The 23,936-nt window shown below is 46.6% G+C and carries 25 protein-coding genes, 2 tRNA genes and 1 riboswitch; of the genes, 14 read left to right on the forward strand and 13 right to left on the reverse strand.

Features of this window, described 5'->3' with window-relative positions; genetic code table 11:
- Nucleotides 1-66 precede the first annotated feature (66 nt).
- The 4 genes from Y79_RS0107255 to Y79_RS0107270 all read right to left on the reverse strand — a co-directional run bounded on the left by Y79_RS0107255 (nucleotide 67) and on the right by Y79_RS0107270 (nucleotide 3,379).
- Nucleotides 67-140: transfer RNA gene (locus tag Y79_RS0107255), tRNA-Gly, on the reverse strand.
- Between the two features lie 9 nt (nucleotides 141-149).
- Nucleotides 150-226, reverse strand: a tRNA-Arg gene (locus tag Y79_RS0107260).
- A 305-nt stretch (nucleotides 227-531) separates the two neighbouring features.
- Entirely contained in the window at nucleotides 532-1,950 is a 1,419-nt protein-coding gene (locus Y79_RS0107265; RefSeq protein WP_016937074.1) for a sugar porter family MFS transporter, read from the reverse strand.
- A gap of 427 nt (nucleotides 1,951-2,377) precedes the next feature.
- On the reverse strand, nucleotides 2,378-3,379 hold the full coding sequence (locus Y79_RS0107270) for an NADPH:quinone oxidoreductase family protein (RefSeq protein ID WP_016937075.1): 1,002 nt from the start codon (nucleotides 3,377-3,379) through the stop codon (nucleotides 2,378-2,380).
- A 126-nt stretch (nucleotides 3,380-3,505) separates the two neighbouring features.
- On the opposite strand from Y79_RS0107270, the gene Y79_RS0107275 reads away from it, so the two are divergent.
- The 6 genes from Y79_RS0107275 to Y79_RS0107305 all read left to right on the forward strand — a co-directional run bounded on the left by Y79_RS0107275 (nucleotide 3,506) and on the right by Y79_RS0107305 (nucleotide 8,163).
- A complete protein-coding gene (locus tag Y79_RS0107275; RefSeq protein WP_016937076.1) occupies nucleotides 3,506-3,973 on the forward strand; it encodes an SRPBCC family protein in 468 nt (155 codons plus the stop codon).
- A gap of 111 nt (nucleotides 3,974-4,084) precedes the next feature.
- Nucleotides 4,085-4,939 carry a manganese catalase family protein gene (locus Y79_RS0107280; RefSeq protein ID WP_016937077.1) on the forward strand — a complete coding sequence of 285 codons (855 nt, stop codon included), beginning with the start codon at nucleotides 4,085-4,087 and terminating at the stop codon, nucleotides 4,937-4,939.
- A gap of 248 nt (nucleotides 4,940-5,187) precedes the next feature.
- On the forward strand, nucleotides 5,188-6,750 hold the full coding sequence (locus Y79_RS0107285; RefSeq protein ID WP_016937078.1) for an APC family permease: 1,563 nt from the start codon (nucleotides 5,188-5,190) through the stop codon (nucleotides 6,748-6,750).
- 116 nt (nucleotides 6,751-6,866) lie between these two features.
- A complete protein-coding gene (locus tag Y79_RS0107295) occupies nucleotides 6,867-7,448 on the forward strand; it encodes a TetR/AcrR family transcriptional regulator (protein WP_016937079.1) in 582 nt (193 codons plus the stop codon).
- Between the two features lie 71 nt (nucleotides 7,449-7,519).
- Nucleotides 7,520-7,849: a DMT family transporter gene (locus tag Y79_RS0107300; RefSeq protein WP_016937080.1), complete on the forward strand. Its 330-nt coding sequence runs from the start codon at nucleotides 7,520-7,522 to the stop codon at nucleotides 7,847-7,849.
- Nucleotides 7,849-8,163 carry a DMT family transporter gene (locus tag Y79_RS0107305; protein WP_007409295.1) on the forward strand — a complete coding sequence of 105 codons (315 nt, stop codon included), beginning with the start codon at nucleotides 7,849-7,851 and terminating at the stop codon, nucleotides 8,161-8,163. The genes Y79_RS0107300 and Y79_RS0107305 overlap by 1 nt, the downstream gene beginning before the upstream one ends.
- A gap of 59 nt (nucleotides 8,164-8,222) precedes the next feature.
- On the opposite strand, the gene Y79_RS0107310 is transcribed toward Y79_RS0107305, so the two are convergent.
- Nucleotides 8,223-9,437 carry a CynX/NimT family MFS transporter gene (locus tag Y79_RS0107310; protein WP_016937081.1) on the reverse strand — a complete coding sequence of 405 codons (1,215 nt, stop codon included), beginning with the start codon at nucleotides 9,435-9,437 and terminating at the stop codon, nucleotides 8,223-8,225.
- A complete protein-coding gene (locus Y79_RS0107315; RefSeq protein WP_016937082.1) occupies nucleotides 9,427-10,113 on the reverse strand; it encodes a FadR/GntR family transcriptional regulator in 687 nt (228 codons plus the stop codon). The genes Y79_RS0107310 and Y79_RS0107315 overlap by 11 nt, the downstream gene beginning before the upstream one ends.
- A 357-nt stretch (nucleotides 10,114-10,470) precedes the next feature.
- Nucleotides 10,471-10,570, forward strand: a riboswitch (purine riboswitch).
- Nucleotides 10,571-10,625: 55 nt separating this feature from the next.
- Between Y79_RS0107315 and Y79_RS0107320 the strand changes: the two genes are divergently transcribed.
- Nucleotides 10,626-11,786 (forward strand): MFS transporter, encoded by a 1,161-nt coding sequence (locus tag Y79_RS0107320; protein ID WP_016937083.1) that lies wholly within the window; start codon nucleotides 10,626-10,628, stop codon nucleotides 11,784-11,786.
- 53 nt (nucleotides 11,787-11,839) lie between these two features.
- On the opposite strand, the gene Y79_RS0107325 is transcribed toward Y79_RS0107320, so the two are convergent.
- The gene (locus tag Y79_RS0107325; protein WP_029575257.1) at nucleotides 11,840-12,406 is read right to left on the reverse strand and encodes a YdhK family protein; all 567 of its coding nucleotides are present in this window, start codon (nucleotides 12,404-12,406) and stop codon (nucleotides 11,840-11,842) included.
- A 203-nt stretch (nucleotides 12,407-12,609) separates the two neighbouring features.
- On the opposite strand from Y79_RS0107325, the gene Y79_RS1000000121480 reads away from it, so the two are divergent.
- Complete coding sequence (locus tag Y79_RS1000000121480; protein WP_016937085.1) at nucleotides 12,610-12,783, forward strand: hypothetical protein; 174 nt, start codon at nucleotides 12,610-12,612, stop codon at nucleotides 12,781-12,783.
- 51 nt (nucleotides 12,784-12,834) lie between these two features.
- Here the strand turns inward: Y79_RS1000000121480 and Y79_RS0107335 are convergent, their stop codons facing one another.
- Together Y79_RS0107335 and Y79_RS0107340 are read right to left on the reverse strand one after the other, a co-directional pair.
- Nucleotides 12,835-14,193 carry a serine hydrolase gene (locus Y79_RS0107335; RefSeq protein ID WP_016937086.1) on the reverse strand — a complete coding sequence of 453 codons (1,359 nt, stop codon included), beginning with the start codon at nucleotides 14,191-14,193 and terminating at the stop codon, nucleotides 12,835-12,837.
- A gap of 139 nt (nucleotides 14,194-14,332) precedes the next feature.
- A complete protein-coding gene (locus Y79_RS0107340) occupies nucleotides 14,333-14,602 on the reverse strand; it encodes a hypothetical protein (protein ID WP_016937087.1) in 270 nt (89 codons plus the stop codon).
- 232 nt (nucleotides 14,603-14,834) lie between these two features.
- Between Y79_RS0107340 and Y79_RS0107350 the strand changes: the two genes are divergently transcribed.
- Nucleotides 14,835-15,089: a hypothetical protein gene (locus Y79_RS0107350; RefSeq protein WP_016937088.1), complete on the forward strand. Its 255-nt coding sequence runs from the start codon at nucleotides 14,835-14,837 to the stop codon at nucleotides 15,087-15,089.
- Nucleotides 15,090-15,147: 58 nt separating this feature from the next.
- Here the strand turns inward: Y79_RS0107350 and Y79_RS0107355 are convergent, their stop codons facing one another.
- Together Y79_RS0107355 and Y79_RS0107360 are read right to left on the reverse strand one after the other, a co-directional pair.
- Complete coding sequence (locus Y79_RS0107355) at nucleotides 15,148-16,335, reverse strand: macrolide family glycosyltransferase (protein WP_016937089.1); 1,188 nt, start codon at nucleotides 16,333-16,335, stop codon at nucleotides 15,148-15,150.
- A 140-nt stretch (nucleotides 16,336-16,475) separates the two neighbouring features.
- The gene (locus Y79_RS0107360) at nucleotides 16,476-17,162 is read right to left on the reverse strand and encodes a GntR family transcriptional regulator (RefSeq protein ID WP_029575258.1); all 687 of its coding nucleotides are present in this window, start codon (nucleotides 17,160-17,162) and stop codon (nucleotides 16,476-16,478) included.
- A gap of 180 nt (nucleotides 17,163-17,342) precedes the next feature.
- Between Y79_RS0107360 and Y79_RS0107365 the strand changes: the two genes are divergently transcribed.
- Entirely contained in the window at nucleotides 17,343-18,398 is a 1,056-nt protein-coding gene (locus Y79_RS0107365; RefSeq protein WP_016937090.1) for a tartrate dehydrogenase, read from the forward strand.
- Nucleotides 18,399-18,419: 21 nt separating this feature from the next.
- Entirely contained in the window at nucleotides 18,420-19,325 is a 906-nt protein-coding gene (locus Y79_RS0107370; protein ID WP_016937091.1) for an alpha/beta fold hydrolase, read from the forward strand.
- 129 nt (nucleotides 19,326-19,454) lie between these two features.
- On the opposite strand, the gene Y79_RS0107375 is transcribed toward Y79_RS0107370, so the two are convergent.
- Nucleotides 19,455-20,072 carry an NUDIX hydrolase gene (locus Y79_RS0107375; RefSeq protein ID WP_016937092.1) on the reverse strand — a complete coding sequence of 206 codons (618 nt, stop codon included), beginning with the start codon at nucleotides 20,070-20,072 and terminating at the stop codon, nucleotides 19,455-19,457.
- A gap of 273 nt (nucleotides 20,073-20,345) precedes the next feature.
- On the opposite strand from Y79_RS0107375, the gene Y79_RS0107380 reads away from it, so the two are divergent.
- The gene (locus Y79_RS0107380) at nucleotides 20,346-20,816 is read left to right on the forward strand and encodes a GNAT family N-acetyltransferase (RefSeq protein WP_016937093.1); all 471 of its coding nucleotides are present in this window, start codon (nucleotides 20,346-20,348) and stop codon (nucleotides 20,814-20,816) included.
- A gap of 145 nt (nucleotides 20,817-20,961) precedes the next feature.
- Nucleotides 20,962-21,705, forward strand: a complete 744-nt coding sequence (locus Y79_RS0107385) for a sulfite exporter TauE/SafE family protein (protein WP_016937094.1) — start codon at nucleotides 20,962-20,964, stop codon at nucleotides 21,703-21,705.
- 39 nt (nucleotides 21,706-21,744) lie between these two features.
- Here Y79_RS0107385 and Y79_RS0107390 read toward each other — a convergent pair whose 3' ends face one another.
- On the reverse strand, nucleotides 21,745-22,584 hold the full coding sequence (locus Y79_RS0107390; RefSeq protein ID WP_016937095.1) for a helix-turn-helix transcriptional regulator: 840 nt from the start codon (nucleotides 22,582-22,584) through the stop codon (nucleotides 21,745-21,747).
- Nucleotides 22,585-22,692: 108 nt separating this feature from the next.
- Here Y79_RS0107390 and fabF point away from each other — a divergent pair, with 108 nt between their 5' ends.
- Complete coding sequence (gene fabF, locus Y79_RS0107395; RefSeq protein WP_016937096.1) at nucleotides 22,693-23,928, forward strand: beta-ketoacyl-ACP synthase II; 1,236 nt, start codon at nucleotides 22,693-22,695, stop codon at nucleotides 23,926-23,928.
- Nucleotides 23,929-23,936 lie beyond the last annotated feature (8 nt).

Consider the following 23,936-nt stretch of genomic DNA (forward strand, 5'->3'; position numbering starts at 1 on the left):
GATTTATTTAAAACTTTGAATTAACAGGTACGTTTTGTCTTGTTTAGTTTTCAAAGATCATTATAATGGAGCGGGTGATGAGAATCGAACTCACGACATCAGCTTGGAAGGCTGAGGTTTTACCACTAAACTACACCCGCATTTTAAATTGGCGCGCCCGAGAGGAGTCGAACCCCTAACCTTTTGATCCGTAGTCAAACGCTCTATCCAATTGAGCTACGGGCGCTTATCAGGCGACTTAACTATCATACTATCAATCAGTGATGATGTCAAGTGTTTTTTTATTTCTTTTCGAAGTTGTTTTCTCAACCTCATTTATTATACACGTTTCTGAGAATTTGTAAAGTCTTTTTTCAAAAGCTCATTTTCTCTTTTAGCGTGATCGCTTTGTTCATCAGCGACGTTTAATAATATACCATGCCCCTTAAATCGCGTCAACACTTTTACAAAAGTTTTTTCTCACTTATTACTTCCTTCTATATATATAGAAAATAAAAAACAGGATTCCTAAGAACCCTGCATCTCTCTTGATTACCCGCTCACCTTGACCTCTGCACTTTTTCGCTCTGGTTTTTCATAAGTACGGAAGTTTTGTTCAAGCTGTTCAAGCGACAGACCTTTTGTTTCCGGCAGGAACCTTTTCACGAATATGACGGACGCTATTCCTAACAGAACAAAAATAAAGAAGGTTGCTGACAGTCCGATGTTTGCGAGCAGAACCGGGAAAGTTAAACCGACAAGGAAGTTCGCGATCCAAAGACAGAAGACAGTGACTCCCATACCAAGCCCCCGCAATCGAAGCGGGAATATCTCCGACAGCATCAGCCAGGTCACAGGAGAAACCGCTCCCTGCTGAAACGCAAGGAAAGTGACGGTTAACCCAAGAACTACATAAGGAAGTGAAGGGGATCCTTTCAGCACGACAGATAAAATGCCGATCAGCAGCAGCACGGCAGTCGTTCCGATCAGCCCCGTCATCAGCATCGGGCGCCGGCCGACTCTGCCGAGAAGCCATATGCCTACAAAAGTCGCAAGCACGGAAATCACACCGTTAGCGATATTGCCGATCAATGCAGCTTTTGTTTCGAAGCCGGCATCTTTTAGTATTTGAGTTCCATAGTACATAATTGAATTTACGCCGGTGAGCTGCTGCACTACAGCAATTCCGATTCCGATAAACACAATGCGGCGCACCCACGGAACGGCAAGGTCCTTAAATGTCGCCTGCTCCATCTCCGCTTCCTTATGAAAAGCAGATTCAATCTCGGCGAGTTCTGACTTTGCTTTCTCGTCATTCCGTATTCGCCGGAGAACGCGCAAAGCATCTTCTTTTCTTCCTTTAGAAACCAACCAGCGCGGACTTTCGGGAACTTTCAGCATACCGAAAAACAAGAATACCGCCGGAAGAGCCGCGATAACGAGCATGTAACGCCAAGCGTGGGACGTATCACCGAGCACATTGCCGATGATGGCATTACACGTGAAGGCAAGCAGCTGGCCCGTTACAATCATCAGTTCATTTTGGGTAACCATTCTCCCCCGGCTTTCCGCCGGCGACATTTCAGCCAAGTATGCCGGAACTGTCACGGAAGCTCCCCCGACAGCAAGCCCCAGCAGAAAACGAGAGATAATCATAACCGATACGTTAGGCGCCAGTGTACATCCCAGCGTCGCCGCAAAGAACAAAACGGCAAGGAAAAGGATATTTTTACGTCTGCCGTTATAGTCTGACAGCCGCCCTCCGAAAACTGCGCCGATCGCAGCCCCCAAGAGAAGGGAGCTTGCCACCATGCCTTCAGTCAGGGCCGTAAGATTAAGCTGGTCAGCTTTCGCCATAAAAGGAAGCGCTCCATTAATTACACCTGTATCGTAACCGAAAAGAAGCCCCCCGAACGTCGATACTAAAATGATGGTTCTCAAAAATGAATACTGGCTGCTATTTTTATTCATCTTCAAATCCTCCCAGTTTTTATACAGAGATTTAAACCGAATATTCAGTTATCTATATTTACGCCTATAATGTCTTACCCACGTTTCGACAATTCAAAACAGCTTCTATATAAAAAATCACTCGAAAGCGTCATCATTTATCATTTATATTCGCTCTCTCCTTTCGTCGAATTGTTACTTTATAGTTATTTTTTAGTTAAGTTGTAATGATATTATTAGCACTTATGTTATTATCTTAATTTTAAAAGCGCTTTCAGTCAATAAATATTTCAGATAATTTCAAAACTTTTCTAAATATGATCTACACATAATCAATATTTGTTTAAAATCATCTCACTTTCAGAATATACTCAATAATCATCTCAGTTTTAATCAATAAATGATTATATAATGAAAAAACCCCCAACTGCTGATCGGGGGTTTTTGTTTATTCTTCGTTCAGTTTAACGATCGTTCTCCCTCTCGCTTTTCCTTTTAAGAGAGCAGGGAGCGTGTCCGGCAGTTCCTCAAGTGTAATTTCCTTTTGAATAAAGGCCTCGAGATCCGCTGGCTTGAAATCTTCAGCCAGACGCTGCCATGTTTTCTTTCTTGTCTCCATCGGACAGGATACTGAATCAATTCCCAGGAGGCTGACGCCGCGCAATATAAACGGGAAGACCGTAGCCGGGAGTTTCGTTCCCGCTGTCAGTCCGCTCACTGCAACTGCTCCGCCGTACTGAATCTGGCTGAGAACTGAAGCAAGCGGCTCACCTCCGACCGGATCGACGGCCGCGGCCCATTTTTGTTTTTGCATCGGTTTTAACGTGCCGTTGTAAACTTCGTCACGGTGAATAACCGATTTCGCACCGAGACTCTTCAGATAGCCGCTTTCTTCTTCTTTTCCCGTACTGGCCTCTACGTCATAGCCTAATGCAGAAAGAATGGAAACCGCAAAGCTTCCGACGCCTCCTGTTGCTCCCGTCACCAGCACTTTCCCTTTTTCAGGGGCGGCATGGTTTTCCTCAAGACGCTGAACGGACAATGCGGCCGTAAAGCCGGCGGTTCCGATCGTCATGGCTTCTTTAAGAGTCAGACCTTCAGGCAGCGGCACGATCCAATCTGCAGGAATGCGGGCCATCCCGCTGTAGCCGCCAAAGTGGGAAACGCCTATGCCGTAGCTTGTCGCAATGACTTTGTCCCCTTCTTTAAAACGGGCGTCATCTGAGGAAACGACGATTCCCGCTAAATCAATTCCCGGCACGAAAGGATACGAGGTTACGATCTTGCCGTCAGGAATGGCAGCCAAGCTGTCTTTGTAATTCACGCCTGAATAGCAAACTTTAATCAGCACTTCACCCTCGGGAAGGTCCTGAACTGCGAGCTCCTGTACGCTGACTGAAAACCGGTCTTCACGTTGATCGACTACTAACGCTTTAAATTGATCTGTCATCACTACGTCTCCTTAAAATGTATTGAATGGCTTTGAAAAAGCATAAACTAAGTTTGATTTGTTTTCAAATGTCCTGCCCCGTGTAGTATGATCAAAAGAAAAAACAGCGAAAGAGTGGTTAGCAGCATGTCTGATAAACAAAACAATGATAACAAAAATAACAACAGCAGTAATCAAACATTACCGGACATTATTCATACCGCCGTTTTCAAGGCGCCGCTGCAAGTGGTCTGGGATACGGTCTCCACTGCGGACGGACTGTCTCTCTGGTTTATGCCGAATGATTTCACGCCTCAAGAAGACAGTGATTTTCAGCTGGAATCTCCATTCGGTCCGTCTCCGTGCAAGGTGCTGGATATCGAAGCGCCGTACCGCCTTTCTTTTTCATGGGATACGGAAGGCTGGATCGTTTCTTTTATCTTGAAAGAAACGGAAAGCGGAGATACGGAATTCACTCTCATTCACGGCGGATGGAAAGAGCCGGATGCCGTCATCAATAAAGTCAATCGGAAAAGCTCGGAGATTCACAGTACGATGGACCAAGGATGGAACGGGCTTGTGAACACGAAGCTCCGCGGGGCGGTCGAGGCTTAACGCAAAAGGACGGGACACACTTTCCGTCCTTTTTTGCTGCCGATACATAAAAACCGACTTTGCTAAGACACGAACAGAAGAACCGAAAACTGATTTCAGGGGGCGCTGTTCATGTATTATTACAAAGAAGAACTGATCAATATCATTAAGCCGGACAAGCCGGATCCGGCCGCCGCCAAGGTGCTTCAGGAAATTTTAGGCGGGCACTACGGAGAAATGCGGACGATGATGCAATACTTTTTCCAAAGCTCTAATTTCAGGGGAAAAGAAAAGCAGTTCCGCGACCTGCTTCGGGGCGTATTTTTAGAAGAAATTGCACACGTTGAGCTCGTCCAGCATACGATTAATGCGCTGCTCGATGAAAGCGGGGCGGAGGGCCCCGGAAATCAGGCTTCAGATCAGGCGCCGATTGACGAAGCAGTGAAGCATGCCAATCCGCACCATTATATTATCGGGGCGCAAAGTTCTCTGCCTGCAGATGCAAGCGGCAATCCATGGAATGGCCCTTGGGTCTACAATCACGGGAATCTGATTGCCGACTTATTGGACAATGTCGTGCTGGAATCAACCGGCGTGCTGCAAAAAACGCGCATTTATGAAATGAGTTCTAATCAGACGTTCAGAGAAACACTCGGTTTCCTGATTGTCCGTGACAATGCTCATCAAAATGCTTTTACAAAAGCGCTGGAAACACTGGGTGTTGAATGGGGAAAATTATTCCCCGTGCCGAATTATGACATTGAGAAATATCCGGAGTGCCGTAAATTCGTTGAGATGGGATATCACAATACCCAATTTAATTTCAGACTGGATTCGACACGGATCGGAGAAATTCTGCAAGGACAGACGCCGAGCCGAAACGGCGGCGAATTAAGTGTGTCTGAGCCGCCTAAAGGGTTCCCTGTGCCGGAACTTCCTGAGCTTCCGAATGAGCACAGCCCCGGACTGAAAGATATGAACTTGTAATAAAAAACGCCTGCTTCGGGCGTTTTTTTATTTTTATAGATGTAAGGTTTGAACGTGAGCAAAACGGGGAATATAAGCGGGGAGATCTTGACATGCGGCCGTATCAAGTCACTCCATTATGATTTGAGCATACTGCTGTACATACTTCAGCATATAAAGCTGTCCTAATTTTCCAGCCGGCCGGCTGGGTATGTTCGAATGATAATGGGAATTATGTAAATAGAACATGTCTTATAAGGAGGCAGCGAATGTCTAAGCAAGGAAACTTCCAGAAATCTATGTCACTTTTTGATCTTATTTTAATCGGCATGGGAGCCATATTCGGTTCAGCATGGCTGTTTGCCGTCAGTAACGTCGCCTCTAAAGCAGGCCCATCAGGCGTTTTTTCCTGGCTGATCGGCGGGGGAATCATCTTATTGATCGGCTTAGTTTATGCGGAACTAGGCGCCGCGCTGCCGCGGACCGGGGGAATTATCCGGTATCCCGTATATTCACACGGACACCTGGTCGGATATTTAATTTCCTTTGTCACCATTGTGGCCTACACGAGCCTTATTTCTATAGAAGTCACGGCAGTCCGCCAATACGTGGCATATTGGTTTCCCGGGTTGACCGTGAAAGGTTCTGACTCACCGACAATTGCCGGGTGGATATTGCAATTTGCGCTGCTCTGCATGTTCTTCCTCCTCAATTACTGGAGTGTCAAAACCTTTGCAAAAGCAAACTTCATTATTTCGATTTTTAAATATGTCGTTCCGATTACGGTTATTATAGTACTGATTTTTCATTTTCACCCGGGCAATATGACCGTTCACGGATTTGCGCCTTTTGGTTTCACCGGAATTCAGGCCGCGATTTCTACCGGCGGTGTCATGTTCGCCTATCTTGGGCTGCACCCGATTGTGGCTGTCGCAAGTGAAGTGCAGAATCCGAAGCGGAACATTCCGATCGCATTGATTGTCTGTATTATCGTTTCTACTATTATTTACACCGTGCTGCAGCTCACTTTTATCGGGGCGATTCCGGCGGATACCCTGAAGCACGGATGGCCGGCTATCGGGACTGAATTCTCTCTTCCGTTCAAAGATATCGCCGTTTTGCTCGGATTAGGGTGGCTGGCGACATTGGTTATTTTAGATGCGATTTTATCACCGGGCGGTAACGGTAATATCTTTATGAATACGACTTCACGTCTCGTCTACGCCTGGGCCAGAAACGGAACTTTATTCAGCATCTTTTCTAAAGTCAATAAAGAAACCGGGACACCGCGTGCCTCCCTTTGGCTTTCGTTCGGTCTGGCTGTTTTTTGGACGCTGCCGTTCCCTTCTTGGAACGCTCTTGTGAACGTGTGCTCCGTCGCATTGATTCTGTCTTATGCGATTGCGCCGATTTCTTCAGCGGCGCTGAGGGTGAACGCGAAGGATATTAACAGACCGTTTTATTTAAAAGGGATGAGCATCATCGGGCCGCTGTCGTTTATTTTTACCTCTTATATTGTATATTGGTCCGGATGGCGCACCGTATCCTGGCTTCTCGGTTCTCAAATTGTCATGTTTCTGATCTACCTCTGTTTCAGTAAATATGCTCCCAAAGATGATGTCAGCATACGGCAGCAGCTGAAATCAGCCTGGTGGATCGTCGGCTTTTATGTGATGATGCTGATTTTCTCCTATCTCGGCTCGTTCGGCCACGGATTGGGCATTATCAGCAATCCGCTTGACCTGATTCTGATCGCCATCGGTTCGCTCGGTATTTATTACTGGGCAAAATATACGGGACTGCCGAAGGCTATGATCGACAGTGATAAATGATGAACGCCGGAAAGAAGCATGATCTTCTTTCCGGTCTTTTTATTTTTAAGGATGACAAAAAAGCGAAAATACGATAAAATGAATGACAGTCATTCATAAAAGGAGGAACCCCTCTATTGGCAAAACAAAGCTCGGGAAAATATGAAAAGATCCTGCAAGCCGCGATTGAAGTCATTTCTGAAAAAGGATTAGACAAAGCATCCATCTCAGAAATCGTCAAAAAAGCCGGAACGGCCCAAGGGACGTTTTACTTATATTTTTCTTCTAAAAACGCCCTCATATCAGCGATTGCAGAAAACCTGCTTGATCATACGCTGGACAGAATCAAAGGGAAAACGGACGGCACTGAAGATTTTTGGACGGTGCTGGACATTTTGGTTGATGAGACATTTCACATCACCCGGCTTCATAAAGATATTATCGTCCTCTGTTATTCCGGTCTTGCCATCGATCACTCAATGGAAAAATGGGAGGCCATTTATCAGCCTTATTATTCCTGGCTGGAAGGCGTCATCAATACGGCCATTGAGCAGGGTGAGGTCATCAGCGGCATTCATGTCAGATGGACGGCCAGAACGATTATCAATGTTGTCGAGAACGCGGCTGAACGGTTTTATATCGGCTGTGAACAGGATGTTGATCTCGAAGTATATAAAAAAGAAATATTCAGCTTTCTCAAAAGAAGCTTACAGAAATGATTGGCAGAGACCGATCATTTTTGACCGCCCTAAAAATGACTGACATTCATTCATAATTGAGGTGACTGTAAATGTATTGGCTGCTTGTACTGATAGCCGGACTGTTAGAAGTGGTTTGGGCGTCCGCTCTGAAACATGCGGACTCGCTCATTGATTGGATCGGTATTTTCCTGCTGATTGCCGTCAGCTTCCTGATGTTGATTCGTTCTTATAAAAAAATACCGATGGCTGCCGCATACACCGTTTTTGTCGGAATAGGCACCGTCGGCACATATGTAACGGGCGTCATTTTAGGAGAGCCTTTTTCAATCGGGCAAATCTTCTTTTTGGCTCTGCTGTTGTCCGGTATTTTAGGAATGAAGGTATTTACGAAAGAAACTGAAACAAGGGGTGAACATTAATGGCTTGGCTGCTGTTATTTATTGCCGGAGCGGAGGAAGTTGTAGCGGCCGTTGCCATGAAACATATTGACGGTTTTAAAAAAAAGTGGCCGCTGATTGTCATGGTAACAGGCTTTATGCTTTCATTCTTTTGCCTTTCAGGAGCGATGCAGGTTCTTCCCACAGGTGTCGCGTATGCGGCTTGGACCGGGATGGGAAGCATCGGCGTATCAGCCGTGGGCATACTTTGGTTTAAAGAAAAATTCAATCTGTCACAATTGGTGTCTCTGGGGCTTATCCTCATCGGTGTCATCGGTTTGAAACTGACAACGTGATGTCCGGAGACAGCTTTTCAAATAAAAAACAAAGGGCCCTAAGCGGGCCCTTTGTTTTTTTATGCTGTTTTGATCTGTTCCGCTTTTCCCGCTCCGACACCGAAAATGAAAATCAGGACGGAGACCGCGATCAGCATGAATAACGGAACCGTCCAGCCGTGCGTGATATCATGCAGCAGGCCGAATACGAGCGGTCCGAACGCTGCAAGCAAATATCCGAATGACTGGGCCATTCCCGAAAGCGCCGCGGCTTCATGGACATGGCGGGTCCGCAGGCTGAAGAACATCATTGCCAGACTGAACGCACAGCCTCCCGCAATTCCGATCAAAATGACCCATAGCGGAGTGAGAGCCGGGCTTCCGAAAAGAACGCCGGCAATCCCGATAAGGAAAAATAAAGCCGTCAGGCCGGCGAGTGCGCGCTGGTTTTTCATTTTAGCGGCAGCGATCGGCACGATAAAAGTAATCGGCAGGACTGAGAATTGCATTAATGAAAGCATCCATCCCGCCTTACTTGAGCTGAGTCCATTCTGCTGAAGAATTTCCGGCAGCCAAGCGATGACGGTGTAAAAAATAAGGGATTGCAGCCCCATGAACAACGTCACCTTCCACGCCAGCGGAGACCGCAGCAGACTGCTTTTCTTCTCTCCGTTTGTCCCAGTCGTGCGGACGGGCAATTCGCGTCCTCGCATTTGCGGAATCCACATGACGAACGCAATGAAAGAAAGGATAGCCCAGCAGCCGAGCGCGCCTTTCCAGCCTAACCCCGCTGAAGAGGCGATCGGCACGCTGATGCCGGATGCAATCGCGCCGCACAGATTCATAGAAACCGAGTAGACGCCGGTCATGACGCCTAAATTTCCGGGAAACTTATGTTTAATGAGACCCGGCAGCAGGACGTTGCATACGGCGATCGACAATCCTAACAGGATCGTTCCGAAAAAGAGAGTGCCGATCCCTGCGATGGAGCGCAGCAGCGTTCCGGCTGTCAGGACAATTAATGATGACAGTAAGACAATCTCGGTCCCGAAGCGCCGGGACAATAAAGGAACAAACGGCGACAGACATGCAAAGGCCAAAAGCGGCACTGTCGTAATGGTGCCGGCAGCCGCATTGGTCATTCCGAGGCTGTCCCGAATTGAGGAAACGAGCGGTCCGACCGATGTCAGAGGCGCTCTGAGGTTGGCCCCTATCAATATGACTCCGATAACCAGCAATATCAGTTTTTTACGCTGACTTGCTTGCAGAATTTGATGTTCGTCTTCAATTTTCATGTTCATCCTCCATGTGTATTGTATCTTTAAATACTGTGATGTATTGGTTGACGGCCTCCATGGCCTCATCCGGTTTCTGTCCGGCAATCGCAGCGGCAAGCTGGGTATGGATCCGGATAGCAGGGGTGATTTCCAAGAGATTATGGACTGACGCACAAAGCGCATCCGTCATATGCTCGTACAGATCAGAAAGCATATTGTTATGGGCCGCCTGTACAATTGTTTTGTGCAGTTTAATGTCAGCTTCGGCATACCGTTTTCGATCTTCATTTTGCAAGGCCGCTTCACATTCATCTAAGCATGCCTTCAGTGCTTTCAGGTCTTCGTCATTACGCCTTTGGGCCGCCAATCGTGCAGCTTCTCTCTCAAGTGCGTATCTGACTTCTAATGTTTCAAGCAAATTTGATTTTTTAATATGGCGGTAAAATGCCGCGCCGAGGACACTGGATGAGCTGACATACGTACCGCTCCCCTGCCTAGTCTGAAGAAGGCCGGCATGTACGAGCGCCCGAATGGCCTCACGTAATGTGTTTCGGCTCACATCAAATTGCTTCATTAAATCCAGCTCAGGGGGAATGCGCGTCCCGACCGGCCATTTATCCGATTGTATTAACGATTCAATTTGCGCCACCACTTGTTCTACGAGCGACAGTCTGCTTGTTTTGGATATCTCCATCAAAACACCTCTGTAATTTGTAGGATGATTCTATCATTGGGTAATATAACATAAATGAAGCGAAGATGTAAATCAGCCGGAACGAAAAAAAGTGAGATTTCTCTCACCCTTCGGCGCTTTATGAACGTTTTAAATTGACTGACGTTACGACGAACTTGTCATGGCGGCGGCGATTTTTTCGTATTTATTCATCGGTTTCCTCCGGCTGTGTAATGTTTGATCTGTATAGACTCCTTACGGTTATCATAAATTTTTTTCTGCTTCATCAATGACCCGCTATTGAAATTGAAAGGATTTCCTCGAATTTTCTATGGAATCTCTCTCACTATTATGGTAGAATTCTTTGCAGAAACGGACACAAACGAATATTGTATACATTGTATAACCTCAATGATATGGTTTGAGGGTGTCTACCAGGAACCGTAAAATCCTGATTACAAAAAATTGTCCCGCACACTTTTTGTAATCAGGATTTTTTATTTTCTAAAAAATAAAAAAAGGAGTATCTGTACATGAATTTCAAAGTATTTCTGCTTGCAGCATCTACTATTGCAGTCGGATTGGTTGAGTTAATTGTGGGCGGTATTCTTCCGCAAATCGCTTCCGACTTAGATATATCCATCGTCAGCGCGGGGCAGCTGATCAGCGTATTTGCGCTCGGTTACGCGGTATCCGGCCCGCTGCTTTTGGCAGTGACGGCAAAAGCTGAACGAAAGCGGCTTTATTTAATCGCACTTTTTGTTTTCTTCCTGAGTAATCTGGTCGCTTATTTCAGTCCTAATTTCGCCGTGCTGATGGTGTCACGGGTGCTCGCTTCCATGAGTACGGGACTGATTGTCGTCCTTTCTTTAACGATTGCCCCTAAAATCGTAGCGCCGGAATACAGAGCGCGGGCGATCGGCATCATTTTCATGGGCTTCAGCTCCGCAATCGCTTTAGGCGTGCCTGTCGGCATTATCATCAGCAATGCTTTCGGATGGCGCGTTCTGTTTTTGGGAATCGGCGTATTATCTCTTGTTTCCATGCTGATTATCAGCGTCTTTTTTGAAAAAATACCTGCTGAAAAAATGATTCCGTTTCGTGAGCAGATCAAGACGGTCTGGAACGCCAAAATTGCCAGCGCACATCTTGTCACCTTGTTTACACTGGCTGGGCATTACACACTCTATGCCTACTTTGCGCCTTTTTTGGAAACAACGCTTCATTTGAGTTCCGTTTGGGTCAGTGTATGCTACTTTTTGTTCGGCCTGTCAGCGGTATGCGGCGGACCGTTCGGCGGCTGGCTGTATGACCGTTTGGGATCATTTAAAAGCATCATGCTTGTGACTGTTTCTTTCGCTTTGATCCTGTTTATCCTTCCGCTGTCAACGGTTTCTTTAATTATTTTCCTGCCTGCGATGGTGATCTGGGGATTGCTCAGCTGGAGCCTTGCGCCGGCGCAGCAAAGTTATTTGATCAAAATTGCGCCTGAGTCTTCCGATATTCAGCAAAGCTTCAATACATCCGCTTTGCAAATCGGCATTGCGCTCGGGTCAGCCATCGGCGGCGGCGTGATCAGACAAACGGGTTCTGTCACAGCAACCGCCTGGTGCGGCGGTTTGATTGTCATTATCGCTGTCGCGTTAGCTGTGTTTTCTTTAACGAGACCCGCTTTGAAAAGAAAATCCGCATAAGTGTGAGACCGCAAAAAAGCCGAAGGAGTTCCTTCGGCTTTTGCGGTCTTTTTTTATTTTGCGGCGGAAAGCTCGTCTTCTGTCACCCATTTATGGTTCGTTACTTTTTGGCCGCCGTCCGTCGGTGTATAGTCGACCATATAAACGGTTGTCTTTTTGGCTGAATCAATAACGGCTTCGGCACCCTTCATGCCTTTCATATGGGATGCCTCGATGACGGCCTTGTCACCCGGCTTTAACGTCTTATCACCGGCGCCCTTTAATTCTTCCTGTATGACCCATTTATGATCTTTAACGCGCTTTCCTCCAGTTGTCGGCGTGTAAGATACACTGTAAACCGTTGTATCATAAGCACCTGTTACGGTTCCTTGCGCATTTTTCATGCCCTTCATATGAGAAGCTAAAATCATGACGTCACTGCCGACTTTATAAGTCGGATTTTCGGCCTTCTTTAAACCTTTCGGCACCTCGGATGAACCTGAGTGATTCATGTCTTCGTGAGCGTGCGTTTCTTTGTCTTTCGCTTTTTCGCTTCCTCCTGAAGATTGGCTGTTGCATCCGGCAAGCGCCAGGACGGGAATGAGGAGAAACATGCTGAATAAAAATAATCTTGCTTTCATTTCAAGAACTCCTTTGCCTTTTTGATTTTTTACTTTTCCCTTTCGGTTCGTCAGTAAAACAAAAGATGAATTGCAGCCGGTCACCTCTCCTAATTCTTCAAATCTCTCTTCATTGCCTTTCGTCAGGTGAAATTGTTCACAAAATGTACACATTAATGGAAATGCAGTATAATTCAATTATCAGATAATAGGGGGAACTCATCATGAAAACGAAGGTTTTTGCGGTGGTATTAGGCGCTGTTTTAATGGTTGCAGGTTTGATTTTGGCAGAGGTTTCACTTTATATGGAATACATCACCATGCTCGGAGCTATGATTTTTTCTTCTATCTTTATGTCAGAGCCGAAAAGGAAATTTCGCGTCATCAAAGGGGTTTGACTTTTCTATTAACCGCCGTCTTCTCAGGACGGCGGTTTTTTTGTATGTCACTCAGTCTATTCGCAAAGCGGTTTCTTCTGTGCCGTCTTGATATAAAACGAAATGTGAGGCCGCCTGGGCTTTATCATCGACAAATTCAATTTCAAGCGGCAGTGCCCTGACAAAATAACGGGTTTCCGTCATTGGGAATAATTCGAATGGTGTCTGCCCGTCTATAGTAAGATACAATCGATTTTCTTTTACCGCCACCGATGCATGTGTATCATCCTGAAATGAGTAATCACCGGTAAATCTGCTGTAAATCGCAGGATCGATATCTGCTTTTTTCTGATCCGCCGGACGTTTCGGAATCACGTATGGCTGATCAAATAAGATGTTTACGGCCGCGGCAATCACAGCTTGTTCAAATTGATACGGTTGTTCCATATTGCTGAGATAGATCAGTGTTTTATTGTGGTCAATATAACGGATCATCAGAGTTGAATAGCCCGGCCAGCCTCCGTCGTGACTGACAACCTTCCCTTTTTGGGGGCTGTTTTGAATCATCCAGCCAAATCCATACCCGAAGTGCTCTTCTTCATTCCAATAGCCAGGTGTAAAAGCTTGGTCTTTCGTCTCTTTGCTGATGATTTCTTCCGTATAAAGAGCCTGATCAAACAGATATAAATCTCTTATCGCGGAGTTAACGGTTCCGTCACCTTGAATGCCGTCAAGGAAGACGACATAATCGGTTTCCTCAAGTTCATCAGGCAGGACATACTCTCCGGAATGCACATCATAGACATAGCCATATGCATAGTTCGGGATGTTTTCTTTACTCAGCCTTCTGTTATAAACCCGCGTATCGTTCATACGGAGCGGATGAAATACAGCTTGCTTCATAAATGCAGCAAAACTCATGCCTGATACAATTTCAATCATAACCGCTAACACAACATACCCCGTATTACTGTAAAGCCACCCCTTACCCGGCGGGAAATAAGCATCCGGTTTATGCTGCTTAAGCATATCGATCACATCTTGATTCACTGCAATTCTGTCCCGGTCCCAATGTGTTAAGAACAGCTCCATATAATCCGGCAATCCTGACGTATGATGAAGTAAATGCCGAATGGTAATGCCCGGATAAGGAAAATCAGGAAGCCACCGCTCTATCATATCGTCATACCGCAGCTTCCCCTGCTGCTCTAACTTCATAATTCCGAGAGCAGTAAACGGCTTCGATACTGAGGCCAATTCAAAGACAGAGCGGTCATTCAGCATCCTGTTTGTTTCCAGTTCTGCAGTGCCGAATGAACCCTGATATAAAATGCGGCCGTTTTCTGCCGCTAAAACAGCTCCGTTTATTTCATGCCTTCCGTCTAAAGTGCTGAAAAGCTGTTCAAAAGCTTGTTTTTTCTTATCCTTCATTATGATCCCCCCATATAAAAACTGTATCTCTCTTTTATACGAATGGCTTTTATATGAGTTTCAATATTCTCCCTTAAACGGCACAAGTCGGTAAATATACGATGATAATCAGAAGCCGCGGAGTTTTTATGACAATCTTTTATTCACACAATACAGTACAGGCTTCGAATTCAACATGCTTCTCATCTTTTTTGGCCCCGGCAATTTCCATAGTTGAAAACATCGCACAGACGACAGCTTTGTATTCGTTCATGACGGTTTGAATTTCAATCAGGAACCGTTCGGATGAAGCCGCGCATTCCGTTACGTACTCTTTCATTTTGCCGATAATATCATCTGCCTGACGGCTGAATCCTGCAGCCTCCAAATCACTCTCAAACTGGTTTTTGTTCATCAAATGAATATGCATTTTCAGGCCCCTTTCAGCAGTAGGTTTGTGGTTATACCTACTGTAAAGGACAGGGTTGGATAAACTTTTAATAAAATATGAACAAACTATGAATTGGCGCATCAGCCTGACCCGCGTGCATCCGGCTGTTCTCCATACCATTTGAACTACCTGAAAATAATACTTCTTTACTCTATTAAAAACAGCTCATATATGATCTAATACTGTAAAACAATCGTTTAGGAGGCGGCCTATGTCAACAGCAGGAAACCGGCAAAAATTTTGGGTTAAGGCGATGCTTATAGCGGTCTTTGCTGTGTTTGTCTTCTCTTTTTCTGAGAATCATTCACAAAAGGACTGGCACGCGACAGTAGATCAGGCGTCCGTGAATGTTTTCGGCCAGCAGATCTTTGAAAAAGACCGTCTGGAAAAAACACTCGGCGCACGTGAGGCAGAATCTCTTCTGACTCTTATCAAACTCGCAAATGAAGAGCATCACATCATCTAAGAGTCTTTATAAAAAGCCTGTTTCCCTTTTTACAGCGGAAACAGGCTTTTTTCGTGTATTATTTTTTTTGTTCAATAAACCGGTCGATCCGGGCCAGAACATCTTTCATGTCCATGCATTCTTTAAAGCTTTCGTTAATGGCTTGAATGCCTTGTTTATATTTCCGGTTATGCAGCACTTCTTCTGCAGCAAGCTTTAACTTTTCAGCGCTTAATTCATCTTTTTGCACTGTATAGCCGGCATTCAGTTCAGTCAGGCGGCGTGCAATCATCGGCTGATCTTTATCATGCGGGATGACAACCAGCGGCACTTGATAATGAATGCCTTCATTTACACTGTTCATTCCGCCATGTGTAACAAATAGGTCAGCCTGCTCCAGCACCTCAAGCTGCGGCACGTATGGAGCGATGATAAAGTTTTCCGGCGCCTGTTTGATTTTCGACAGATCGGCTATTTCTCCGGCGGCGATGACAACCTTGCCTTCAAAATCTGAGAACGCGTCTATGCACAGATTGAAAAACGCTTCCGTGTCCCAGAGTACCGTCCCCATTGAAATATAAATGACTTTTTCATCCTTTAAAGAATCAATCGGGAAGTCGGCGTGCCCCTTTCTCTTCGGAAAACTTGGACTGATAAATAAATACTCATCTCCGAACGTCTCGCTTTCGGGCTGAAAATATCTGCTTGTATAGACGACGTTCAGTTCACCCGTGTTGTTCATAAATTGGAGCAGGCTGTCAGGAGCAACGCCGTATTTGTCTTTCATCTCAGCCAACAGCTCTTCACATTCCCTATCCGGCTGAAACGGCACGCCCGATTCCGGATGGAGCGGGAGGGTTTTCAGGCCGTCTTCGTTGAGCAGGAAGGATGCTGAAGAAGAGATGCCGGGAATGTTGAGATAATCTCTCACCAGCTCTCCCGCACCGAATTTATCATAATAGACGGCGTCGAATTGAATGTCCTCAGCCAGACGCTGCACAATATGTAAAATCTCCAGTGACGTTTTGATATGAATTTTTAAGAATGGCAGTATGCCGGACGGGCTGTCTGGATCAATGGGTGTCATTCTGAGCAGATCGCGGTGAAGGTGAACCTCCGCCCCTACTCCTTCCAGCCTGCTTTTGTATTTTTCCGTTGAGATATAATGAACGTGATCGCCCCGTTCACTGAAGGCCTTTGTCATACCGAGGGTCGGGTTTACGTGTCCTTCTGCGGGAAAATTGACCATGAGAATATGTTTTGCCATTTTCAAACTCCTTTGCCTTTTTTGCGCTTTTTCCATATCCATCATAAATGAGCAGAAAAAATCATGCAAGAAACATCAGTCAGGTCTTTATTGCAGTTTGATGACACCGCAAAAAAAAAGGACAAGGCTTTTCGCCTTGTCTATCGTGATGATTCGTCTGTTTCTTGTGCTTTCAGCACGCCTTTCAGATGTTCTGCATCGTGCTTGAGATGTTCCGTCATATAGTGCACAGCTTTTGTTTTGTCGCCTTTTTTTATTTCTTCAAAGACTTTCCGGTGCTCATGTAAGATCACTTCCGCACGGTCATCCCCTTTAAAATTAAGGACTCTGCAAAAATGAATCAGCACATTGACATGCTCAAGCAGCTTGGCCAGCTGACTGTTATGGCTGAACTCCACAAGGAGCTGATGAAACGTTTCATTCAAGGAAATAATCTCCGTCTCTTTGACGCCTTTATGGATGGCTTCTTCCGTCTCCCGCAGCTGTTTTTCGATGAGTTCAATTTCACTCTCAGCCGCTTCATCAATGACGAGTTCGACCGCCAGTGATTCAAGTGACATTCTGATTTGATAAATCTCTTCAACATCCTTTACGGATAAAGAATAGATGACAAAGCCGTTTCGATCGTCTGCCGTCAGAAGTCCGTCCTTTTCAAGGAGCCGCATCGCTTCTCTGACCGGCGACCGGCTGACTCCGAAATCCTTGGCCAGCTGTGTTTCATTCAGCCGTTCTCCCGGTTTAAAAATCCCGTCAAATATCATTTTTTTCAATTGGGAATAAAATTGCAGATAATACGGGGTTGGCTTATCTAATTTAAAGTTATCCATCTTTCCTACCTCTTCATACAATTTAGGCCTTATTGTTACCAAGATCATATAACAGTTTATCTATGGAAGCAACATTCCCGAGCTTGTCAGCATAGCGAATGTGGCGTAATATGGAATTATAACAAACGACGGTCGACGGTCTGCCGTAAACCGAAACAATTCATTCAGGGGGGATGGAATATGAAAACATACAAGATTGCCAGCATACCGGGGGACGGTGTGGGAAAAGAAGTCGTTCCGCAAGCGGAGCGGGTGTTGAACGCAATCGCCGAATTACATGGGGGCATGGCATTCGATTTTACTTCTTTTCCGTGGAGCTGCGAGTATTACTTGGAGCACGGAACCATGATGCCGGATGATGGATTAGAAACGTTACAGCACTTTGATGCTTTGTTTTTAGGAGCGGTAGGGAATCAAAAGCTCGTCCCCGACCATGTTTCGCTGTGGGGGCTGCTCATCAAGATACGCCGGGAATTTGAACAGGTGATCAATGTGCGGCCGGCGAAGCTGCTGCCGGGCATCACGTCCCCTCTCGTTAACCCTAAGGATTTTGATCTGCTGGTCGTCCGGGAAAACAGTGAGGGCGAGTACAGCTCTGTCGGCGGCAGAATGTATCAGGGCGAAGACGAAATCGCCATTCAAAACGCGGTCTTTTCCCGCAGAGGAACGGAAAGAGTGATGCGGTATGCCTTTGAACTGGCGGCAAATCGGAAAAAACACGTCACAAGCGCGACGAAATCCAACGGTATTGTTCACTCGATGCCGTTTTGGGATGACATCTTTAAAGAGGTCAGCCAGGAGTATGCCGGGATTGAAACGGACTCGCAGCATATTGACGCACTGGCGGCCTTTTTTGTCACTCACCCAGAGCGCTTCGATGTCATTGTCGCTTCAAACCTGTTCGGAGATGTGCTGACAGATATCGGCGCGGCGATTATGGGAAGCATCGGGATCGCTCCCGCCGCCAACATCAATGTAAACGGCAAATACCCTTCCATGTTTGAGCCTGTTCACGGCTCCGCTCCGGATATTGTCGGAAAAGGGATTGCCAACCCTATCGGCCAAATATGGACGGCTAAATTAATGCTCGATTCATTCGGAGAAGAGGAGCTGGGCAATCTCCTCCTGCAATCAATTGAAACGGTCACAAACAGCGGCGTCCTGACCCCGGACGTCGGCGGAAAACATTCAACGGAAGACGTCACTTCCGCTATTATTTCTCAAATAAAAAAATAACATTTTATAAGGAGAGAGAAAATGGATTCTTTTCGTGAACAATTTGAAAAGCATGTGACCCATGATTCAATTGAGGTAAATGGCATCCGCCTTCATTACGTCTTTGCGGGAAAGGAGGAGGCTCCCCCCGTCATTCTCCTGCACGGCTTTCCGCAAAGCTGGGTGACGTGGCGTTATGTAATTCCGACGCTTGCCGCTTCTCACAGAGTCATCGCTGTTGATCTGAGGGGCTACGGCGATTCTGAAAAGCCGGGCGGCATAAACGGCTATGATAACAAAACGATGGCAAGCGATATACAAGGTCTGATGCGCCGCCTGCATATACAAAAAGCGTTAATTGCCGGGCATGACAGAGGCGCCAGGGTAGCAAGACGGCTTGCTTTAGATGCTCCGGAGCTGGCGGCAGGCCTTGTGCTCATTGACATTATGCCGACTGAATACGTCTATGATTCTCTGACGGCAGCTGAAGCGGCAAAAAAATACTGGCACTGGACATTTCAAGTCGTTCCCCATCTGCCGGAAGAATTAATAAGAGGAAAAGAAGAGGAATATCTTAGATTTTTATTAAGCAGAGGTGACGGGCTTTTTGACCTGCTGACATCAGACGGCGCCTGGGACCGGTACTTAGCCGCCTGGAAGCAGCCCGGCGCTGTCCAAGCTGCGCTTAACGACTACAGAGCCGCTTATCACATTGATTTGCCGAGATATCGTTCAGAAAAGGAAGCACAGAAAAAACTGGATGTTCCCACGCTTTTGCTGTGGGGAGAAAAAGGGAACTTAGCCGGCCTTCCCGTGCTTGACACATGGAGAGAATCAATTCGTGAAGTCAGCGGATTTGAGGTAAAAGGCTGCGGCCATTACGTCCCCGAGGAAAAACCGACAGAAATTGCCCGCAGGATTATCGATTTTTCAAAAACGGTTTTTTAAGGGCGGACCACACCGAAACAGGCAGACTCTTAAAACCCGGCCTGATGATTTACCATCTCTATCACAGGCCGGATCATTCATAAGTGAAATGGTTCTGAACCAGTTCCTCTCTTTTTCCTGCTTGCTGCCTTAATCAAAATAAACGGGTTCGTCCGGATGTTTGAGATATGCAAACATCCTTTCAATCTGACTTTCCGTATTGCGGGCTTCAGACAGCGGCGGCAGCTCCGTTTCTGCAAAAAAAGCGGCCGCGCTTGTTTCCGTTCCCTCTCTGAGCCGGCCGCCGATGATCTCGCATTTGATAAACACTTTGTAAACGTGGGCGGCGGACGGCGGATGGGAATGGCATTTCTTATCCATTACAGCTAACAGTTTAACGGGCTTTACGTCGATTCCCGACTCCTCCTTTACTTCTTTGACAGCGGCTTCGCCAGGAGAGATGCCGATATCGGCCCACCCGCCCGGCAGCGCCCATCTGCCGTCGCTTTTCTCTTTCACCATTAATATGCTCTGATCTTTAAAAACTGCCGCTCTGACATCAACTTTCGGAGTGGGATACCCGCTGTCCCCTGCGAAGACGTCTTGTATAATCTCTTTGCCGGTCCCGGTATGATGCGCCATGATATCCACGCTTATTTTTCTTATTTCTTCAAATCTCTCAATATCATATATGTCTTTGGAATAAGCCAGCCCCGCTTGCGCCGCGGATTGAAGCTGTTTTGCCCATTCAAGCCATTTTGGCTCCATTTTCAATCACCCGCCGATCTTTATGTTTTCACGAATACAGAAAATGCTGCCGGTTCATTAAACCCCAGTTTTTCCGCCGATGAGACTGGGGCCGGTTCTCCCCCCTGCCGGAGAAAGCAGACGGAACAGGGTTTGTTTTTTTACATGAATTCAACTGTTATGAAGTATTTTTTGACGTCTTCGCTCATAATACCTCCTTGACGATATGGCAACCATATCCATTATGATGATCATTGGATGATCTTCAGAAAAAGCGGAAGAGGAGTATGAAGGATGACGATTGAAATCAGAGCAGTGACGGAAGAAAACCGTGCCGATATACTGGCGCTTCATGTAAGTGAAAGCCAGGCTTTATTTATTGAAACCGCGGAAGAGTGTTTACAAGATGCTGAGGATTGCCGGCATTATCAGCCGGCCGGCCTTTATGTTGACGGGGAGTTGGTCGGCTTTGCCATGTACGGCTGGTTTCCGGAATATGATGAAGAAAATAAAAACGGCAGAGTGTGGCTTGACCGTTTTTTCATTGATGAACGATACCAGGGACGGGGATTGGGCAGACTGATGCTTGATGCCCTTATCCATTATCTCGCTCAATTATATGATTGCAGACGGATTTATTTAAGCCTGTTTGAAGATAACGTGCACGCACTGCGCCTTTATCAAAAATTCGGCTTTAGATTCAATGGAGAGCTGGACTCAAACGGGGAAAAAGTGATGGTCAAAGAGCTTCAGAGCGCTGTATAAAAGCATTCCGGCTTCTTGCCAATACTTTAAATTTGAGGTAACATAAAGATATTGAACGACGGTCGACGGACAACGGTCGATCGTTAAACATCTGGTACAGCGGATCGAAACATTGTCATCAGGCATCTAAATGGAGGAGAAGATTGTGCTTATTATACTCGTTATGTTTCTGCTCGGGATTATTCTCGGGTTTATCGGCGCGGGGGGAGCCGGCTTTGTCATTGCACTTTTAACCATACTTTTTCACGTCCCGATTCACACGGCTTTGGGCACTTCCCTTGCCGGAATGGCTTTCACAAGTTTGTCCGGGGCTTTCAGCCACTACCGTGAAGGCAATATTCAGATGAAAATCGGTCTCATCGTCGGCGTTTTTGCGGCATTCGGTTCTTTTTTCGGGGCCAGACTTACTTCTCTTATCCCCGCAGATTTGCTGCATTACTTGACGGCGGGCATGCTGTTTTTATCTGCTCTATTGATTTTAGTCCGGTTATTTATTTTAAAAGAAACACAAGAAGACACCGGACCGCAAAGCAATCTGAACATATGGGTGAAAGCCGTTGTTCTCGGTATCATCGCAGGAATCTTGTCCGGAACATTCGGCATCGGCTCCGCCCCTTTCATCCAAATCGGCTTAATGATTCTTTTGCGCTTATCCATCCGCCAGTCGGTCGGCACCACCATGCTAGTCATTATCCCGCTTGCAGTCGGCGGAGGTCTCGGTTATGTGACGGAAGGGTTTGTCGACTATATGCTGTTGGTCAAAGTGCTGATCGGAACGATGTGCGGCGCATATGTCGGAGCGAAATTCACCAATCTCGTGCCGAAAGTCATTCTGAAATCAGCTATCTTTTTAACACCGGCCATCGCCGGTCTGATGCTTTTATTTTAAACTGAACGGAAGGCAGCGGCCTTCCGTTTTTTTCTGTTTTCACCTGTTTTCGAAGAGCTTTTTCAGCTTTGCTTCCGTTTCGGTATGATCTACCGGCGTATAGACGCTGCAGCGCAGGTCACTGTTGCCCTGAACCTGAAAAGAAGTCAGATTAAAGACCATTTTTCCCGCCTTCGCGTGGCGGAACTCAATTAATACTTCGGGAGCCGAGCTGACTTCGCTCTCATTCCACAACGTATGAAACTCTGAATATGTCTTCTCCATTTCTTCTATAAACTGAGAATACCACGTATCCGCTACATATTGGCCGTAATACGTTCTGAAAATGGCAATGAAACCTTTCACAAAGTGCTCCCAGTTCACGGCTAGACTTCTTAATTCTTTTCTTGAAAACAATAGCTCAATGAGATTCCGTTTTTCGGGGGGGATTTGTTCAAAATCTAAAAACACGTGAGCCGCCGCCTGGTTCCACCCTACGATATGACACCGCCTGTCCGAGATAATGGTGGGACAATAACGGAGTTCCTGCAAAATTTTTGAAAGGGACGGGCTGATGACCGCTTCTTCCTCTGCGGTAAACGGCTGTTTCACGCCCTCATCAATGGCAAGCGCGTACAAATAATTTCTTTCATCTTTATTCAGCTGCAACGCATCGGAAACGGCGTCCAATACACCTGCCGACACTTTAATGTCTCTGCCCTGCTCCAGCCACGTATACCACGTGGTGCTTACGCCGGCTAATTGCGCGACCTCTTCTCTTCTGAGTCCCGGCGTTCTTCTTCGCGTACCCGTCGGCAGGCCGGCCATCTGCGGAGAAATTTTAGCCCGCTGCGTTTTTAAAAACTCTGAAAGAGCCTGGAGTCTTCCTTCTGGTATCATTCCGAATCTCTCCTCTCCTACCCTGGTATTCATTATACTAGGATAAACAACAACTTGTAATAGGATAATTGCGAGTTACAATAAATACATACCGAAGGAGGAATGACCATGAAAAGAGTTGTAATCACCGGAATGGGAGTGATTTCACCTCTCGGCAATGATGTAAATACATTTTGGAAACACCTGACGGAAGGAAAATCGGGAATTTCTTTCATAGATTCTTTTGATGTCTCCGGCTCCAAGACAAAAATAGCCGGCACCGTCCGCGATTTTGACGCAGAAGAAAGATGGGGCAGAAAAGAAGCGAGACGGCTTGACCGTTTCAGCCAGTTTGCTTTAGCGGCAGCGGAACAGGCGCTGGAAAGCTCCGGAATTCAGCTCGATCAGATTGACCGTGAACGCCTCGGCGTGTACGTCGGCTCCGGAATCGGCGGCATCACGACTTTGATTGAGAATGTTCATACTTTAAATGAACGGGGAGCACGAAAAGTGAGCCCGAGCCTTGTCCCCATGATGATCTCAAATGCGGCCGCCGCTCAAATCAGCATCAGATTAGGCGCGCTCGGCCCCTCACTTTCTCCTGTGACCGCGTGTTCCATCGGCAATACGTCGATCGGGGAAGCATTCAACGCCATTCGGAATGATGACGCGGATATCATGTTTGCCGGGGGCGCGGAGGCGGCGATTACCAATCTGTCACTGGCCAGCTTCGGCAATGCCCATGCCCTTTCAGCAAGAAACGAAGATCCCGCCGCGGCAAGCCGGCCGTTTGACGCGGATCGTGATGGATTTGTCATGAGTGAAGGCGCAGGCATCTTAGTATTAGAATCATTGGATAGCGCAATCAGCCGAAACGCCCCTATCCTCTGTGAGGTGCTCGGCTACGGCGCGAGCTCGGATGCCTATCATATGGTAGCCTCTCATCCGGAAGGAACGGGCGCTTACCTGGCGATGAAAAACGCTTTGAAGAAGGCGAACGTTTCAGCGGAAGACATTGATATCGTAAGCGCCCATGCGACAAGCACAAAAGCCGGAGATCTCTCTGAAACATTGGCCATCAAGAAATTATTCGGGGAGCTTGCCTATGACATTCCGGTCACGGCAAACAAATCAATGCTCGGCCACATGCTTGGCGCGGCAGGCGGAGTTGAAGCCATCGCTCTGACAGAAAGCTTGAGACACGGCATCATCCCGCCGACAATCAATCTGCAAAACTCTGATTCGGCGTGTGATTTGGACTATGTATCAGACGGTCCGCGACATCAATCGTTAACGATCGGCCTTTCCAACTCATTCGGCTTTGGCGGGCATAATTCAGCGATCGTGCTCAAGACATATGAATAACGGGAACA

This window comes from Bacillus siamensis KCTC 13613, from assembly GCF_000262045.1.
GTDB lineage: Bacteria > Bacillota > Bacilli > Bacillales > Bacillaceae > Bacillus > Bacillus siamensis.

Excerpts from the sequence above, each read along its gene's own strand:
- Y79_RS0107265 (WP_016937074.1), bottom strand. The coding sequence starts at position 1,950 with ATGAATAAAAATAGCAGCCAGTATTCATTTTTGAGAACCATCATTTTA.
- Y79_RS0107270 (WP_016937075.1), bottom strand. The coding sequence starts at position 3,379 with ATGACAGATCAATTTAAAGCGTTAGTAGTCGATCAACGTGAAGACCGG.
- Y79_RS0107275 (WP_016937076.1), top strand. The coding sequence starts at position 3,506 with ATGTCTGATAAACAAAACAATGATAACAAAAATAACAACAGCAGTAAT.
- Y79_RS0107280 (WP_016937077.1), top strand. The coding sequence starts at position 4,085 with ATGTATTATTACAAAGAAGAACTGATCAATATCATTAAGCCGGACAAG.
- Y79_RS0107285 (WP_016937078.1), top strand. The coding sequence starts at position 5,188 with ATGTCTAAGCAAGGAAACTTCCAGAAATCTATGTCACTTTTTGATCTT.
- Y79_RS0107300 (WP_016937080.1), top strand. The coding sequence starts at position 7,520 with ATGTATTGGCTGCTTGTACTGATAGCCGGACTGTTAGAAGTGGTTTGG.
- Y79_RS0107305 (WP_007409295.1), top strand. The coding sequence starts at position 7,849 with ATGGCTTGGCTGCTGTTATTTATTGCCGGAGCGGAGGAAGTTGTAGCG.
- Y79_RS0107310 (WP_016937081.1), bottom strand. The coding sequence starts at position 9,437 with ATGAAAATTGAAGACGAACATCAAATTCTGCAAGCAAGTCAGCGTAAA.
- Y79_RS0107315 (WP_016937082.1), bottom strand. The coding sequence starts at position 10,113 with ATGGAGATATCCAAAACAAGCAGACTGTCGCTCGTAGAACAAGTGGTG.
- Y79_RS0107320 (WP_016937083.1), top strand. The coding sequence starts at position 10,626 with ATGAATTTCAAAGTATTTCTGCTTGCAGCATCTACTATTGCAGTCGGA.
- Y79_RS0107325 (WP_029575257.1), bottom strand. The coding sequence starts at position 12,406 with ATGAAAGCAAGATTATTTTTATTCAGCATGTTTCTCCTCATTCCCGTC.
- Y79_RS1000000121480 (WP_016937085.1), top strand. The coding sequence starts at position 12,610 with ATGAAAACGAAGGTTTTTGCGGTGGTATTAGGCGCTGTTTTAATGGTT.
- Y79_RS0107335 (WP_016937086.1), bottom strand. The coding sequence starts at position 14,193 with ATGAAGGATAAGAAAAAACAAGCTTTTGAACAGCTTTTCAGCACTTTA.
- Y79_RS0107340 (WP_016937087.1), bottom strand. The coding sequence starts at position 14,602 with ATGCATATTCATTTGATGAACAAAAACCAGTTTGAGAGTGATTTGGAG.
- Y79_RS0107350 (WP_016937088.1), top strand. The coding sequence starts at position 14,835 with ATGTCAACAGCAGGAAACCGGCAAAAATTTTGGGTTAAGGCGATGCTT.
- Y79_RS0107355 (WP_016937089.1), bottom strand. The coding sequence starts at position 16,335 with ATGGCAAAACATATTCTCATGGTCAATTTTCCCGCAGAAGGACACGTA.
- Y79_RS0107360 (WP_029575258.1), bottom strand. The coding sequence starts at position 17,162 with ATGGATAACTTTAAATTAGATAAGCCAACCCCGTATTATCTGCAATTT.
- Y79_RS0107365 (WP_016937090.1), top strand. The coding sequence starts at position 17,343 with ATGAAAACATACAAGATTGCCAGCATACCGGGGGACGGTGTGGGAAAA.
- Y79_RS0107370 (WP_016937091.1), top strand. The coding sequence starts at position 18,420 with ATGGATTCTTTTCGTGAACAATTTGAAAAGCATGTGACCCATGATTCA.
- Y79_RS0107375 (WP_016937092.1), bottom strand. The coding sequence starts at position 20,072 with ATGGAGCCAAAATGGCTTGAATGGGCAAAACAGCTTCAATCCGCGGCG.
- Y79_RS0107380 (WP_016937093.1), top strand. The coding sequence starts at position 20,346 with ATGACGATTGAAATCAGAGCAGTGACGGAAGAAAACCGTGCCGATATA.
- Y79_RS0107390 (WP_016937095.1), bottom strand. The coding sequence starts at position 22,584 with ATGATACCAGAAGGAAGACTCCAGGCTCTTTCAGAGTTTTTAAAAACG.
- fabF (WP_016937096.1), top strand. The coding sequence starts at position 22,693 with ATGAAAAGAGTTGTAATCACCGGAATGGGAGTGATTTCACCTCTCGGC.